The 15,382-nt window shown below is 43.1% G+C and carries 19 protein-coding genes; all 19 read right to left on the bottom strand.

The window, feature by feature from the left end; genetic code table 11:
* Window positions 1-120: 120 nt before the first annotated feature.
* Window positions 121-975: a TlyA family RNA methyltransferase gene (locus tag AMR95_RS07945; protein WP_058838031.1), complete on the bottom strand. Its 855-nt coding sequence runs from the start codon at window positions 973-975 to the stop codon at window positions 121-123.
* The gene (gene dxs, locus AMR95_RS07940) at window positions 972-2,873 is read right to left on the bottom strand and encodes a 1-deoxy-D-xylulose-5-phosphate synthase (protein WP_058838030.1); all 1,902 of its coding nucleotides are present in this window, start codon (window positions 2,871-2,873) and stop codon (window positions 972-974) included. Before dxs ends, AMR95_RS07945 begins: the two co-directional genes overlap by 4 nt.
* Window positions 2,874-3,023: 150 nt before the next feature.
* Window positions 3,024-3,920 carry a polyprenyl synthetase family protein gene (locus tag AMR95_RS07935; protein ID WP_197412135.1) on the bottom strand — a complete coding sequence of 299 codons (897 nt, stop codon included), beginning with the start codon at window positions 3,918-3,920 and terminating at the stop codon, window positions 3,024-3,026.
* Entirely contained in the window at window positions 3,904-4,164 is a 261-nt protein-coding gene (locus AMR95_RS07930; protein ID WP_003215880.1) for an exodeoxyribonuclease VII small subunit, read from the bottom strand. The genes AMR95_RS07935 and AMR95_RS07930 overlap by 17 nt, the downstream gene beginning before the upstream one ends.
* The gene (xseA, locus tag AMR95_RS07925; RefSeq protein WP_041086139.1) at window positions 4,161-5,507 is read right to left on the bottom strand and encodes an exodeoxyribonuclease VII large subunit; all 1,347 of its coding nucleotides are present in this window, start codon (window positions 5,505-5,507) and stop codon (window positions 4,161-4,163) included. The genes AMR95_RS07930 and xseA overlap by 4 nt, the downstream gene beginning before the upstream one ends.
* Before the next feature lie 70 nt (window positions 5,508-5,577).
* A complete protein-coding gene (gene folD / locus AMR95_RS07920) occupies window positions 5,578-6,429 on the bottom strand; it encodes a bifunctional methylenetetrahydrofolate dehydrogenase/methenyltetrahydrofolate cyclohydrolase FolD (protein ID WP_039179869.1) in 852 nt (283 codons plus the stop codon).
* 11 nt (window positions 6,430-6,440) lie between these two features.
* Window positions 6,441-6,836 carry a transcription antitermination factor NusB gene (nusB, locus tag AMR95_RS07915; protein ID WP_012010530.1) on the bottom strand — a complete coding sequence of 132 codons (396 nt, stop codon included), beginning with the start codon at window positions 6,834-6,836 and terminating at the stop codon, window positions 6,441-6,443.
* Window positions 6,837-7,046: 210 nt separating this feature from the next.
* Window positions 7,047-7,454: an Asp23/Gls24 family envelope stress response protein gene (locus tag AMR95_RS07910; RefSeq protein WP_058838028.1), complete on the bottom strand. Its 408-nt coding sequence runs from the start codon at window positions 7,452-7,454 to the stop codon at window positions 7,047-7,049.
* Window positions 7,455-7,479: 25 nt separating this feature from the next.
* A complete protein-coding gene (accC, locus tag AMR95_RS07905; RefSeq protein WP_039179872.1) occupies window positions 7,480-8,829 on the bottom strand; it encodes an acetyl-CoA carboxylase biotin carboxylase subunit in 1,350 nt (449 codons plus the stop codon).
* An 11-nt stretch (window positions 8,830-8,840) separates the two neighbouring features.
* Window positions 8,841-9,323 carry an acetyl-CoA carboxylase biotin carboxyl carrier protein gene (gene accB / locus AMR95_RS07900; RefSeq protein ID WP_039179875.1) on the bottom strand — a complete coding sequence of 161 codons (483 nt, stop codon included), beginning with the start codon at window positions 9,321-9,323 and terminating at the stop codon, window positions 8,841-8,843.
* A gap of 195 nt (window positions 9,324-9,518) precedes the next feature.
* A complete protein-coding gene (locus AMR95_RS07895; protein ID WP_024428006.1) occupies window positions 9,519-10,151 on the bottom strand; it encodes a SpoIIIAH-like family protein in 633 nt (210 codons plus the stop codon).
* A complete protein-coding gene (gene spoIIIAG, locus AMR95_RS07890) occupies window positions 10,151-10,822 on the bottom strand; it encodes a stage III sporulation protein AG (protein ID WP_039179881.1) in 672 nt (223 codons plus the stop codon). Before spoIIIAG ends, AMR95_RS07895 begins: the two co-directional genes overlap by 1 nt.
* Window positions 10,815-11,447: a stage III sporulation protein AF gene (gene spoIIIAF / locus AMR95_RS07885; RefSeq protein ID WP_058838027.1), complete on the bottom strand. Its 633-nt coding sequence runs from the start codon at window positions 11,445-11,447 to the stop codon at window positions 10,815-10,817. The genes spoIIIAG and spoIIIAF overlap by 8 nt, the downstream gene beginning before the upstream one ends.
* 14 nt (window positions 11,448-11,461) lie before the next feature.
* A complete protein-coding gene (spoIIIAE, locus tag AMR95_RS07880) occupies window positions 11,462-12,655 on the bottom strand; it encodes a stage III sporulation protein AE (RefSeq protein ID WP_039179887.1) in 1,194 nt (397 codons plus the stop codon).
* A 19-nt stretch (window positions 12,656-12,674) separates the two neighbouring features.
* A complete protein-coding gene (gene spoIIIAD / locus AMR95_RS07875; RefSeq protein WP_087978339.1) occupies window positions 12,675-13,088 on the bottom strand; it encodes a stage III sporulation protein AD in 414 nt (137 codons plus the stop codon).
* The gene (gene spoIIIAC / locus AMR95_RS07870) at window positions 13,085-13,291 is read right to left on the bottom strand and encodes a stage III sporulation protein AC (RefSeq protein WP_003153142.1); all 207 of its coding nucleotides are present in this window, start codon (window positions 13,289-13,291) and stop codon (window positions 13,085-13,087) included. The genes spoIIIAD and spoIIIAC overlap by 4 nt, the downstream gene beginning before the upstream one ends.
* Before the next feature lie 19 nt (window positions 13,292-13,310).
* A complete protein-coding gene (spoIIIAB, locus tag AMR95_RS07865) occupies window positions 13,311-13,826 on the bottom strand; it encodes a stage III sporulation protein SpoIIIAB (RefSeq protein ID WP_024428003.1) in 516 nt (171 codons plus the stop codon).
* A complete protein-coding gene (spoIIIAA, locus tag AMR95_RS07860) occupies window positions 13,820-14,743 on the bottom strand; it encodes a stage III sporulation protein AA (protein ID WP_039179890.1) in 924 nt (307 codons plus the stop codon). Before spoIIIAA ends, spoIIIAB begins: the two co-directional genes overlap by 7 nt.
* Before the next feature lie 66 nt (window positions 14,744-14,809).
* Window positions 14,810-15,091 (bottom strand): YqhV family protein, encoded by a 282-nt coding sequence (locus AMR95_RS07855; RefSeq protein ID WP_024422953.1) that lies wholly within the window; start codon window positions 15,089-15,091, stop codon window positions 14,810-14,812.
* Between the last annotated feature and the right edge of the window lie 291 nt (window positions 15,092-15,382).

Here is a 15,382-nt window from a genome sequence, read left to right as displayed (position 1 = left end):
CAAAGGTTTTCTATCACGCTGAAAAGAAGACAAAGGGCTAAAATAAAGATCATTTTAACCCTTTGTCAACAATCTGAAAAGGAATAATAGCGAGCTATTATTCCTTTTGTATCAATCATCTCATGTGTCAGCCGGCTCAGGGCTGCTTTTCTTTTCTTTCAATACAGAATGGGCTTCCTTCACGACCTTCTCAAGTTCTGAAACCGGAAGCGCCGTATTCTCCTCTTGATCAGGATGAAGCACTAAATGAAGCAGAAATTCAATATTTCCGTCTCCACCAGTGATAGGCGAAAATGAAACATCGTTTACATCATAGCCTTCTTTAGCAGCAAATTGATTCATTTCTTCTAGTACACCGAGGTGGACAGACGGCTCGCGCACGATGCCTTTTTTCCCAACAAGCTCTCTGCCCGCTTCAAATTGAGGCTTGACGAGTGCAATACAGTCACCACCCGGAACAAGAATATGCTTTAAAGCTGGCAGAATGAGTTTAAGTGAAATAAAAGATACATCAATTGAAGCCACTTCTGGCAATCCTTCAGTAAAATCAGCTGGGACGGAATGGCGGAAATTGGTGCGCTCCATGACGATCACCCTGTCATCCTGCCTTAATTTCCACGCAAGCTGATTGTAGCCAACATCTACAGCATATGATTTGACCGCTCCATTTTGAAGAGCACAATCCGTAAATCCGCCTGTAGATGAGCCAATATCAATCAGCAATTTCCCTTCAACTGTCAGGTCAAATTCTTTGAGCGCTTTTTCGAGCTTTAACCCGCCTCGGCTTACGTATTTGAGAGGATTCCCCTTCACTGTGAGCGGAGTATCACGAGCAATTTTCTCTCCTGGTTTATCCAAACGGTTTTCATTTGAGTAAACGATTCCTGCCATGATGGCACGCTTTGCTTTCTCTCTTGTTTCCATTAGTCCTTGTTCGACTAATAAAACGTCAAGTCGTTCTTTCTTTGATGTCATGATCCAATTCCTTTTCTTGGTGCTGCGGGAAGCAGGCCACGTAAAGTCTCAGCAACCTGTGCTTTCGTCAGACCAATTTCTTCAAGCAGGGCATCAACACTTCCATGCTCAATAAATTGATCTGGGATACCCATCCGTTCTACTTTAATATGTGATGCTTTCTTGTCGTGTACATATTCTAATACACTGCTTCCAAATCCGCCTTGTAGCACAGCTTCTTCAATCGTTAAAATCGGAATCCCTTCAGAAAGAATGTCATTTAGCATCGCTTCATCAAGCGGCTTAATAAACCGGGCGTTGACGACACGTATTGATTTTCCTTCTTTTTGAAGTTCCTCAGCTGCTTGTAGCGCCATTTTAATCGTCGTACCGAATGTTAAGATGACGGCATCCTTCCCTGGACGAAGAACCTCCCAAGACCCAATCGGAATGGTTTTCAGCTGTTCATCCATTTTCACGCCAAGACCATTTCCGCGCGGGAAACGCATGGCAATAGGACCTTCATCATACTGAATGGCTGTATTGACCATGTGCTGACCTTCATTTTCATCCTTCGGCATCATGAGCACCATATTCGGCATATGACGCATGAAGGCAATATCAAACACACCTTGATGCGTTTCTCCATCTGCACCGACAAGACCCGCACGGTCAATCCCGATAAATACATTGAGGTTCTGGCGGCAAATATCATGCAGCACTTGATCATAAGCTCTTTGCAGGAACGTTGAATAGATCGCTAAAAATGGCTTCATATCCTGCGTCGCAAGCCCAGCTGCCATTGTAGCTGCATGCTGCTCAGCAATTCCTACATCAAACATTCGCTCTGGAAATTCCTTTGCAAAGCCTTCAAGTTTTGAGCCAACAGGCATCGCAGGTGTGATGGCCACAATTCGCTCATCTTTACGCGCAAGCTTTCTGACTGTTTCACTGACAAGACCACTCCATGACGGGGCAGCTGCTGCTGGTTTTACAAAGTCACCTGTATCAATTTTGTATGGACCTGTACCATGCCAAGTCCCAATTTTATCGGATTCTGCCGGCTGATAGCCTTTTCCTTTTTTCGTGATGACATGCAGCAGGACAGGACCTTTTGTTTTCTTTGCATATTCAAGGTTTTCAAAAAGATCTTCATAAGAATGTCCATCGACAGGACCTAAGTAAGTGAATCCCATTTCCTCAAAGAACATACCAGACACAAGTAAATACTTGAGGCTGTCTTTAATACGCTCTGCTGTGGCAGCAACCTTTCCGCCTACAGCTGGGATCCGCTTGAATAAATATTCGAGCTCGTCCTTTACCCATTGGTATTTGCCTGCTGTGCGCAGTCTGCCAAGCATTGTGTGAATCGCACCGACGTTTGGTGCAATACTCATTTCATTATCGTTTAAGATGACGATCATATCTTTCTTTTCATCACCGATATGATTCAGAGCTTCCAGCGCCATACCTCCGGTTAATGCACCATCTCCGATAATTGGCAGGATATATTCATCTGTTCCTTTAATATCACGCGCCGCCGCCATACCCATCGCGCCAGATAATGACGTTGAGCTGTGACCTGTTTCCCATACATCATGCTCGCTTTCGTTTCGTTTAGGAAATCCGCAAAGTCCTTTATATTGACGAAGTGTATCAAACTCCGCCCCTCTCCCAGTTAACAGCTTGTGAACATAAGACTGATGTCCAACATCCCAAAGGAATTTGTCTTTCGGGCTGTCAAATACTTTATGAAGGGCAACCGTAAGTTCAACGACACCCAGATTCGGACCGATATGCCCGCCAGAGTTAGCCAAGGACTCAATTAAAAACATGCGAATGTCAGCACTAAGCTCCTCTAATTCTGCTATTGACATTCCTTTTAGAAACGTTGGATTTTTTATTGATAAAAGATCCAATCAGGATCAACTCGCTTTCAACAAAATTTCTATCTACATATATAATGCCTTATTCCTATGAAAACCAAGCGGGAATAAGAGTTGTCTCATCATGATAAACTGTTTACAGTTTACCACAATTGCTCGAAGACCCTCAAATCTAGGCTGTTTTTAATGATCTCTTGAGGCGATCAGATCACATAACTCATGCAGCAATTGCTGCTCTATTTCAAGATTTGAGACAATTTCTTTTGCACGTGTGATGTGCTCGTGCAGTTTTTCTTTTGCTCCTGAAAGCGTTAATAAAGAAGGATATGTCGACTTTTCATTCGCTGTATCAGAGCCGACCCGTTTTCCTATTTTTTCTTCGCTTCCTTCGAGATCTAAAATGTCATCACGGATTTGAAAAGCAATACCGATATGATAGCTGAATTCTCTTAGTTTTTCGATTTCGTCATCTGATGCACCTGCCAGCATGGCACCTGCTGTGACGCTGAATGTGAGAAGCTTTCCTGTTTTCCGGGCGTGAATGGATTCTAGTTCTGCAAGCGGGACTTGTTTTTGCTCTGCTTCCATGTCATCAAATTGCCCGCCAACCATTCCTAGCGCACCTGCTGACTTCACAAGTTCATCTACGATTTTGAGTTTTTGGTCAGGAGAGACGCTGCTAGATAGCTGAGATGTAATCAGACGGAAGCTTTCTGTTAAAAGAGCATCGCCAGCGAGAACCGCTGTTGCTTCCCCGTATACTTTATGGTTGGTCGGCTTTCCTCTGCGAAGGTCATCATCGTCCATGCAAGGAAGGTCGTCGTGTATCAATGAATACGTATGAATCATCTCTACAGCACAGCCAACCGGTATGCCATCTTCTTCTTTTTTGCCGTAGGCATGTAATAAAGCAAGAACGAGAACAGGACGAAGTCTTTTGCCTCCAGCTTTAAGAGAGTAAAGCATCGAAGATTTGAGGTCTTCTGGAATCTTCAATTCCTGAACATATGTAAATAAATAATCTTCAATGGCCTGTTTTCGTGTTGTTAAAAAATCCTGCAAATTACTTGTCACCAGCATCTGCCTCCTTCACTGAGAAAGGAGCCAGTTCACCGTCCTCTTTTAAAATGAAATCCATCTGCTTTTCAACGTGCTGTAATTTTTCATGACAAAGCTTTGAAAGTGTCATCCCTTCTTGGAAATAATGAATGGCTTGCTCAAGTGGTACATCTCCTTCTTCGAGCTTCCCAACGATCTCCTCAAGACCTTTCATCGCTTCTTCAAATGTCATTTGTTCTTCTTTTTGTTTATTTGATTCTGTCATGATGATTGCCCCTCCTTCTCAATAACCTCACAAATCAGACGTCCATCCTTCATGGTGATAGCCAGCTGATCCTTCGTATCAACTTGGTTCACACTTTTAATCAGTTCATCGTCTTTATAGGCTAAACTGTAGCCTCTTTCCATCACTTGAAGTGGATTTAATGCATTTAGTTTACCAAGAACAGATTGGAACTGCGAATGAATTGTTTTCATTTGCACATTCATGCTGCGGATGAGCTGTTCTGTTTCATTGGCATGGCGTTTTTTCGCCTGAAGCAGCTGTTCTTTTGGATGAAGCGGCTTCAGCCTGTATGTCTGGCGGTCTAGTTGACTGCGTTTTTGTTCAATTTGTCTCGTCAGCTGTTTTTGAAAACGGTCAAAGACCAAATCGAATTGCTGCTCTTTTTGCTCCTGCAATCGTTTTGGAAAACGGAAAGCATAAGAGGATTGCAGCGCCACAAGACGGTCTTTCGCTTGTGATGTTCGATTCTTCACGGCCCTTGTCAGCCGAATGTCGATGGATTTGATTCGTTCTATTAAATCGGCTGTGCTTGGAACAGCGAGCTCGGCTGCTCCTGTTGGTGTGGGTGCTCTCATGTCTGCGGTGAAATCACTGATTGTAAAGTCCGTTTCGTGCCCCACTGCAGAAATGATTGGAATGTCTGATGCGAAGATTGCTCTTGCGACAGCTTCTTCATTAAAGGCCCAAAGTTCTTCGATCGAACCGCCTCCTCTTCCGACAATCAAGACATCACAGAGCTGTTTTTCATTTGCTTCCTTGATCCTCTCAACGATTGAACGAGTGGCATTTTCACCTTGGACAAGCGCAGGAAGCACAATGATTTTCGCCTGCTGATAGCGCCGGTTAATCGTTGTAATGACATCCCGGACAGCCGCTCCTGTTGGGGATGTAATGACACCAACAACCTCTGGATATTCAGGAATTGGTTTTTTATAGCGCGCATCAAATAAGCCTTCACTTGCCAGCTTTTTCTTCAGCTCTTCATAAGCGAGATGAAGAGCACCAACACCATCAGGCTGCATTTCTTTTGCATATAATTGATAGTTGCCGCTTGGTTCATATACTTGAATCCCGCCGCGTACAAACACTTTCATTCCGCTTTTTGGTGAAAAAGGCAGCTTTGCTGCGGAACGCTGGAACATGACAGCTTGCATGCGTGCGTTTTCGTCTTTTAAGGTGAAGTACACATGACCTCTTGAATGAATCTTCACATTGGATAACTCACCTTTGATCCAAATATCTTCTAAATGCGGATCAACATCAAATTTTCTTTTTATGTATTTTGTAAGGGCTGTGACCGTCACAAAGGCTTTTTCACTCATGACGTATTCCTCCTCTTCAAAAACGCACATTCATCCACCGGCATCATGCAGGTGGATGAATGGATAAAGCTTATGCTAATGTACGTTTTGCTGATTTAACCGTATTGTGTGCAAGCATCGTAATCGTCATTGGACCGACTCCGCCAGGGACTGGTGTGATGTAAGAAGCTTTTTCTTTTGCTCCTTCAAAATCAACATCCCCAACAAGCTTCCCAGTATCCAAACGATTGACTCCTACATCGATGACAATTGCGCCTTCTTTGATTTGGTCAGCTTTAATAAAGTTTGCTCGACCGACGGCAACAACTAAAATGTCCGCTTTTAACGTGTGTTCTGAAATATTTGCCGTTCTTGAATGGCAGTAAGTAACCGTTGCGTTTTCATTTAACAGCAATTGTCCAACTGGTTTGCCGACAATATTGCTGCGCCCCACAACAACCACTTCTTTTCCAGAAAGATCGACACCCGTTTTGTTCAATAATTCAACAATACCTGCTGGTGTACAAGGAAGGAATGTATCTTCCCCAAGCAGCATTTTCCCGATATTTAATGGATGGAAACCATCTACATCTTTCTCAGGTGAAATACGTTCAATAACGGCTTTTTCAGAAATGTGTTTAGGCAGTGGAAGTTGAACAAGAATCCCGTGGAATTGATCGTTCGCATTGTACTGATCAATCAGCTGAAGCAATTCTTCTTCTGTTAAAGAAGCATCTAAATGATCAAGCTGGAAATGCATGCCCATTGCTTCTGCTGCTTTTTTCTTCCCGCGTACGTAAGAAAGTGAAGCCGGATCATCACCGATTAGAATAACGGCAAGACCAGGTGTGACTCCTTTTTGTTTTAGCTCTTCTACTTCTTTTGCTAATTGTTCACGCTTTTCTTTTGCTGTTTCTTTCCCATCGATGATTGTTGCTGTCATGTCGAATCCTCCTATTGCTGCTTTAGGTCGTTTTTAATGTTCGAAAGTACACCATTTACAAATTTCGGTGCTTTATCATCGCCGAATAATTTGGCAAGTTCAATCGCTTCATTCATTGAGACACTAACTGGGATGTCTTCTTGATACACCATCTCGTACACAGACAGCCTTAAAATGGCTCTGTCTACGTTTGCAATACGATCGAGTTTCCAATTCACTAGATGCTGTGAGATCATGTCATCAAGCTTGTCCTTTTGTTCAAGCACACCGAAAACCAGTTCCTCGAAAAAAGGATCTGATTCTTGTTCATCCAGCGCATGTGTAATGGCCTCTTTCGGATCAATATTGCTCACATCAATTTGAAATAATGTTTGTAACGCCTTTTCTCTTGCAGTTCTTCTTTTCATTATTTACTCCTTTAACCACTTTATCCGCTTGTCGTTAAGCCATACAGAGATCATAACATATTTTGACCGTGGTCGCACCAAGATCCATGCGAGCTGTGACGAAAAACGAATCAATCAACACGTGACGTTATCAATATTCGGAAATCACCCAAAAATGGGCTTTAAAAAACCAAAGAGGCAATGCCTCCTTGGTTTCACTTGAACCCTTCTTTACATTTCTTGATCTACTTCAGCATCAGGTGCTTTTGTATCAAATTGAATGCCAACGACATGAATGTTAATTTCATTAATCGTTAAGGCAGTCATGTTTAAAAGGGTTTGACGGATATTTTCTTGTACAGCAGTGGATACCTTTGGAATGGATAGGCCAAATTCAACCACACAATACACATCGATTGTGATGCCTTCATCAGAGACATCTACTTTTACACCTTTACGGTGATTTTTCTTACCAAAGCGTTCTGCTACATCAGCAGCGAAATTGCCGCGCATTTCGGCAATGCCTTCGACTTCTGAAGCGGCGATCCCAGCAATGACTTCAATCACTTCTGGTGCAATTTGCACTTTTCCCAATTGATCTTCATCAAGGTTCATTTCAAGCAAATTGTTTTCTGACACGATCATTCACCTCCGAAAGCTGTGATTATTTCATGATTTGGTATGTTTCTAAAAACTTCGTATTAAAATTACCACTCACAAATGTTTCATGCTCGAGCAATCTAAGGTGGAATGGAATCGTTGTGTAGACTCCTTCAATGACGAATTCTTGAAGCGCACGTTTCATTTTCGCAATCGCTTCTTCTCTCGTCTTACCATATGTGATCACTTTTGCAATCATGCTGTCATAATATGGCGGAATCACATAGCCCGGATAAGCGGCAGAATCAACACGTACTCCTAAACCGCCTGGCGGAAGATACATTTTAATTTCACCAGCTGAAGGCATGAAGTTTTTCTCTGGGTTCTCTGCATTGATACGGCATTCGATCGCCCAGCCTTCATATACGACATCCTCTTGTGTAAGAGAAAGCTTCTCACCTGATGCAACCTTGATCTGTTCTTTGATCAAGTCTACACCTGTGACCATTTCTGTCACAGGATGCTCTACTTGAATACGAGTATTCATTTCCATGAAGTAGAACTTCTCTTCATTATAATCATAAATGAATTCAACTGTTCCAGCACCTGTATATTCAACAGCTTCTGCTGCTTTTACGGCTGCTTCACCCATTTGCTCACGGATGTCTGCATTCAGTGCTGGTGATGGTGTTTCTTCAAGAAGCTTTTGCATTCTTCTTTGGATCGAGCAGTCACGCTCTCCTAAATGAATCGTATTGCCATGCTGATCTGCAAGCACTTGGATTTCCACATGTCTAAAGTCTTCAATGAACTTTTCTAAATAGACACCAGGGTTCCCAAAGTTTTGCGCCGCTTCCTGCTGCGTGATGGTGACTCCGTTAATAAGCTCTTCTTCTGTACGAGCCACACGGATTCCTTTACCGCCTCCGCCTGCAGTTGCTTTAATAATGACAGGATACCCAATACTAGCTGCTGTTGAAACAGCATCATCAAGATCTTTTACAATTCCTTGAGAACCAGGAACGATCGGGACGCCTGCACTCTTCATTGTTTCTCGCGCGACATCTTTTGTTCCCATTTTGGAAATCGCTGACGCGGTTGGTCCAACAAAGATCACATTACATTCCTCGCAAAGCTCTGCAAAGTCTGCATTTTCTGCTAGAAAGCCGTATCCTGGATGGATCGCATCTGTTCCTGTTAATTTTGCTACGCTGACGATATTCGTGACATTTAAATAACTATCTTTAGAAGCAGTTGGTCCGATGCAATATGCTTCATCAGCCATTTGTACATGCAGCGCATCGCGATCCGCTTCAGAAAATACCGCAACAGTTTCAATTCCAAGCTCTTTACAAGCGCGGATAATTCTAACTGCGATTTCTCCTCTGTTTGCAATTAATAGCTTTTTAATCATGATCGTACTCCTTACTCTGCTTTCACTAGAAAGAGGGGTTGTCCGAATTCTACAAGCTGACCGTTTTCAGCTAATACTTCGACGATTTCACCTTTTACTTCTGCTTCGATTTCATTAAACAGTTTCATCGCTTCAACGATACATACAACTGAATTTTCCTTCACCTTAGAACCTGTTGTCACGTATGGATCTGCTTCTGGTGAAGAGGAAGCATAAAATGTGCCAACCATTGGGGATGTGATTTTATGCAGATTTTCAGACGCAGTTGCCTCTTGTGCAGGGGCTTCAGTCTGAGCTGGAGCTTGTGCTGTAGGAGCTTGTTGAGCCGGAGCTGCTTGGACAGGAGCCACTGGTGCTTGTGCCGCAACTTGCTGAACGACTTCTTTATTTTTCTTCAGTTTGATTTTCGCACCTTCGTTTTCGTACGTAAATTCGTCGATTGTAGAGTCGTCAATTAATTTAATCAGTTCATGAATTTCTTCAATTTTTAACATGGATTTGCACCCCTATGTATGGATTTATCTTTTAATTATAGGCTAGTACTAAAAGTACGTACTATACACATCTTACAGGAGGATTTCAATGAATTCAACTACTATTGTGGCGAAGCGCCTCGCGAAAGCACCTTGGAAGGGGCGTCAAGCCGCATCAAAAAACGCCCTTTTCGGCAAAGGGCGCCAGTTCATTTTTTATTGATTAGTGGGCTCAAAAGTGACAGCTACGTTATCAAGACCTCTCATTTCTTTTGTGACCATATCAATAATATCGGCCGCTTGAGACTTTGATTTTTTATCAGAACGAACCGTGATGCTCACTTTATCTCCTTCAGCACTTACGAGCGCATCTTTATAGCCTTTTGTTTTGATCAAGGTCTCAAGCTGACGCTCAGTTCCTTCTGCCTCACTAAGTGCTGTCATTTGATCGTATGCTTCACTTTTTTCTTGCGCTGTTGCATCGTCACTGGAGACGATTTCGTTGTATTCTTCGCGCTGCTTGCTTCGTTTATCTTCAAGCTCTAGTCTGTATGTTGTAAAAAGCTCATCGTCTGTCTGCTCTGACACAGCCTTTCCTTCTTCACCGCTTGTTTCGATATCCTCTTGTTTGCCGTTTGTTTCTTTGTCAGTGGATTTCTTATCAGCGCCTTTTTCCATTCCTTTGTCCGTTCCTTTTTCTGTTTCAACCTTTTTCTCTTCAGTCCCTTTAGATTTCGTATCTTCTACTGTCACTGCATTTTCACCCTGTGGAGACATGATATAGTACACACTTAATACGACAACTAAACTTAGCATCGTTAATAGCCAAACCGTTTGTTTTTTTAACATCATTCCGAATCCTCCTTGATTTTTTTAGGGGCAACAGCCACTCTATGGCTCGGTACATCAAGCACTCGTGTAACCGCTTCAATGATGGTTTTCTTTATTTGAACGTTGTCTACTCCTTGAGCAACAACGAGGACACCTCGAATTTCTGGTTTTTTCGTTTGCACAACGACTGGTGTTTCTTCATTGCCATTTTTGATGATGACGACTTCTTCTTCTTTTGTTTGATCGGTGACACTTCGTACGCCGCCTTCTTTATCTGTTTCCTCGGTCGTTGTACTTTTATTGGATTTGTTTTTTTCAAACACTTTTAAAGACGTTGCATCTACATTGACCACGATGGATACATCCTCAACGCCGATGATGGTCTCTAAAATTTCTTTCAGCTGGTTTTCGTATTCTTGCTCCACGTCCTCAATTGAATTCTTTGGTTTACCTGAGGATGCCGGTTTGAATACTTCCTGCTCTTCTGAGGATGTTTTTTTAGCAGCAGGAACCGCAGCTTGTTGTTTGCTTGATGGCGGTGACAAGATCTGACTGACTAACATGAAAGATACGCCGATAATGAATACAAGCAGCAAGTAATGGTGCTTCGTTAATTTGGGTTTCCCTTCACCTTTTTCAGGCGGCTGGAAGAATGATTTCAGCTTTTGTTTCCAGTCCTTGTTATTCATGATCTGCTGCGTCACCTCCCTCAATGTTCAGCGCGATGTGCTCAGGACTCGTATTCCAAACATCAGCCAGCGTCTCTTTCACCCTCGTGATCTCTTTGCTAGAAGATTCAGCGCTTTCCTCCTTTTGCCTGGAGAGATCAATGTCCACCTTTGCCACCGTTTCTACAGCATCACCTGTGAGCGGGGAAAGAACTGCTTTGATGCGAAATTGATCCGCCTCCATATTCTGATCCAGATGCTCCTCATCAGCCAGCACTTCTACGTGTTTCATTTCATAGCTCTCCTTCTCCAGTGGCTCCTTTGCGCTTTTTTCTAGTTGGACAGCCATTTGCTTTAAAATATATGCACGCTGAGAGGCTTGTATTTCTTTTTTTTCTAAATTCATCTGATTTTTTATTTCTTCTGACTGCGCTTCTTCCTTCCCTTTCATCAATTCTGAAAAAATTTTGTCAGGATCTGCTCGAAATAAAGCAAAAATCGGATTGAGCATTACGACGATGAGCAGCAGACTGACGACCATTTTTGCATACTTTTGCATGCTCGAATTGGGAAGCAGAAGATCAATGACAATCGCAAATAAGATAAAGAGAATAATACTTGTGATCCATTCCGTGAGAAAGCTCAAAAGGTGTCCCCTCCTTACTTCATCATCATGGTCAGATTACCCGCAGTAATGATGACGGTAATGCTTAAAAAGAACATGAGCGACACAACAGCAAGTGCGGCAAATATATACAGCACACTTTTTGAAATAACATCAAGACAGCTGATGATGGGTCCGCCCCCTAACGGCTGAAGGATCGCGGCAGCAAGCTTATATATAAGGGCTAACGAAAGTACTTTAATCGCCGGGAAGGCGGCAATTGAAATCAAAATGGCGACCCCAACTAGTCCAACTGTATTTTTAAGTAAAACAGAGGCGCTGATCACGGTATCCGTCGCATCTGTAAACATTCTGCCTAGGACAGGGATGAAGTTTCCGGTAATGAATTTGGCTGTACGAAGAGCGATTCCATCAGTAACCGCCGCAGATGCACCCTGAACGGAAATGACGCCGAGAAAAACGGTCAAAAAAACGGCAAGCCCGCCAATTGCCACATTTCTTAACAGCTGCGCAAGCTGGGTGACCTTGTATTGTTCGGTCAGCGTACTGACAATGCTCAATATCGCTGATAAAAAGATGAGCGGAAGAACGACATATTGAATGAAAACACCGCTCGTGTTCATTAAAAATAAAATAACAGGATGAAAGAATCCGGCTGAGACAAGCCCGCCTGATGAAGCAATAAGCGCTAGTAAAAGAGGAATAAGAGCAAGAATAAAACTGGTCATCGTTTGAATGGCTTCTGTGGCATAGGAAATCGCCACATGAAAGCTGTTGAGTGCAATAATAATCAGTACCATATAAACAAGAGCATATGCGACTTTGCTGACAGTGCTTTGTTCAAAAGCATTTTGCAAAAGCTGCAAAAGCGAACAAAAGATGGTGAGTAAAATGAGAGTACCTAGGAGCTTTCCGTTTGCAATGACCTCGTGAAATAGATAATGTACAAAGGCTTTCAGCCATGTTTGGGGAGACAGCTCTTTATCGCCGTCAATCATTTCCTTCACTGTGCCCTTTTGGCTTTCTGGCAAAAAGCCGCCATACTCGTCCAAAATGGTTTCCCAAAAGTCACTGATGGAATGAAGCTCAAGTGCATCAGCCTGTCCATTCGCCACTTCCTCTGCTGCTGGCTGTTCATTAGATAAAGGTTCTTTTTCTTCTGCCTCTGCATGCGGAGCAAACAGCCAAAAGAAAAGCATTAATCCCATTACAGCGGTCACCCGTTTCATTGTCGTCACCTCTTTTCATTTACGTCATGGACGGGATCATCCCTAAGATCGTCTCAATGATGACTGTTAAAATCGGGACTGCCATAACCAAGATGAGAATCTTACCGCCTAGCTCTATTTTTGATGCAATGGCGCCTTGTCCAGCATCTTTTGTCAGCTGAGCGCCAAATTCTGCAATATAGGCAATGCCGATGATCTTCAATATGGTTTCAACATATTTCATATTGACGCCGGCACTTGCTGCAATTTTTTCAATCATTGAGATAATGGCATAGATTTGATCAATTAAATAAAGGAAAATCACACATCCAGTAAAAACGACAAGCATAAAGGCGAAGGTTGGCTTTTGTTCTTTGACGATTAATGCTAAAAAAGTAGCGATTAAACCAAGTCCAACAATTTGTATGATTTCGATTTGTAAGCCCTCCCCTATCCTTGAAATAGAAATACGGCTTTAATCTTTTTAAACAAATCGTCTACAATGGTTGCCACCATAAACAAAATGTAGATAAACCCAAGCAGCGTCACCCACTGAGCGTACTCTTTCTTCCCCATTTGGTCTAAAATCGTATGGAGAAAGGCCACGACGATGCCTACTCCGGCAATTTGAAAAATGACGTTTACATCAACGCCCATGCTCTCGACTCCCTTCCTCTCACATCAATAAAAGAATCAGTAGTAATCCGCTTAAAAACCCGAGGCTTCTAACCATTTTTTCATTTTTCGCTTGGGCGATTTCTGCTTCTTTCTCCTCTGATTCCAAATGGCCTAAAGCAAGCTTGATGTACTTTTGCTGAGAAGTGACATCATGCTGGCCAAGAGTTTCCCCAAAGTGCTTCAGCGCCTCATATTCGCCTTTTTTCAAGACAGTCTTTTTCCAAACATCTTCAAGACTTTCGTTCCATGCATGACGTGCAGAAAAAGTCCCCACTTTCAGCTTTTCTGCAAATTGTTCAAACAGCTGATTCACAGGAGGACCTACCTGCGCTGCAATTTGCTCTGCCGCCCGTGCTAAAGGGGTTTGGCCATACATAATTTCAGCTTCAAGAGACTGGAGAGCAAAGCGCAGCTGCCGAATTTGTTTAGGTCTGTCGCTGTATCGTTTGGCAAACTCGAATCCTCCCCAAGTCGTGGCCGCGACAATGAAAATAGCGCCAATGAGCTTTAACATACGTCCACTCCCCGCCTCCATTTCATCTCTTGGCCATCCCCGCCGTAAATCCGCCCGATCGTACCTGGTCCATTGTTTCGATTTAATTCAACATATCGTTCAAACACACGAAGCTCCCATAACGGCTTAAATGAAGGACGTTTATATACATCTTCAAGTGAATAGCCATGAGCTGAGACGATGATGTTGACTCCGGCATGAATCGCTTCTAAAAGTGCCTCGACATCCTCACTTTTTCCGATTTCATCGACAATCATGACCTCTGGGCTCATTGACCGAATCATCATCATCAACCCTTCAGCCTTTGGACACGCATCGAGTACATCAATCCGGTGGCCAAAATGGTGCTGCGGCACCCCTCTTATACAACCGGCGATTTCAGAACGCTCATCAATAATGCCTGTTTTTCTAGGAGGGATTGTCTTTGTGCCTGTACTAGCAAGACGTGCTATATCCCGGAGCAATGTGGTTTTCCCCGTTTGCGGGGGACCGATGATGAGTGTATTGTGCCAGTGTTCTTCATATAAATAAGGAAGAAAGGGAAGCGCAATCCCGATTTTTTCTTTTGCAATGCGGATATTAAATGAAGAGATATCTCTTAGCCCTTTGACAAATCCGTTTTCAACGATCACTTTTCCTGCAAGTCCTACCCGGTGTCCGCCAGATATGGTGATATAGCCCTGTTTTAGCTCTTCCTCAAGTGTGTACATGCTGTAATTGCTCAGCCTGCCTAATAGCTGAGACGCATCTTCCCAGGTGGTGTGATAAGAAAGGAAACGTGGTTTTCCTCCTTGCATCAGTTCAATAGGACGATCCGTGCGAATGCGGATTTCTTCTATTTGCGCCCATTCTGCCTCTTTCAGCAGTCTGAGTTCTTGTCCAATCGAGTGCGGGAGAATATCCAACAAACTCCGCAACGAATTCCCCTCCTTTTTTTCTTCTCTAAAATGTATGATGTGAGCCGTTAATTATGCCAAGCCGTTTCACTTATAGATCCCAACAAGAATAAACACGACACCAATGAAAATGAACACGAGCTTTGCATAGGATAGCTGCCCTGCAATTTGATAGATTCCAATCGTCATCGTGATAATAAAAATGAGCGGTCCGATGATCGCCAATATACTATTGATGACCACCGCTTTCCGTACATCATTTGTGATTAAAATGAGGATGGCTGCCGTCAGTTCAATGGCGGCGGATAAGAACCTCATGCCTGCCATTGCAGCGACCGACGGGTGTAGACCTGGGAGAAATTGTTTCATATAGAACCTCCAGCTTTTTTTACACTATATGCTTGACCAGCTGGAAGTAGTCTTGTTTTTCAGGAAGGAAGAGAGATGAATGAGAGAATTGAGAGAGGGCCAGTCTTGAGGAGTCATTTTTCAATAAAAAAAGACTGTAAACACGAGGTTTACAGTCTCAGCGTGTAGACAAACCCTCGCATTCGGTGTCAGGTCTGCGCGCTGGTGCTCACGAATAACAAATTCGCTCCGCGCCAGTGCTCACCCTTCCTAGACTGCAAAGGTTTTCTATCACGCTGAAAAGAAGACAAA

Source organism: Bacillus sp. G1(2015b) (assembly GCF_001482475.1).
In the GTDB taxonomy this organism is placed as follows: Bacteria; Bacillota; Bacilli; order Bacillales; family Bacillaceae; genus Bacillus; species Bacillus safensis.
Note: the sequence above shows the minus strand (reverse complement) of the source record. Positions and strands in the feature narration are given on the sequence as shown.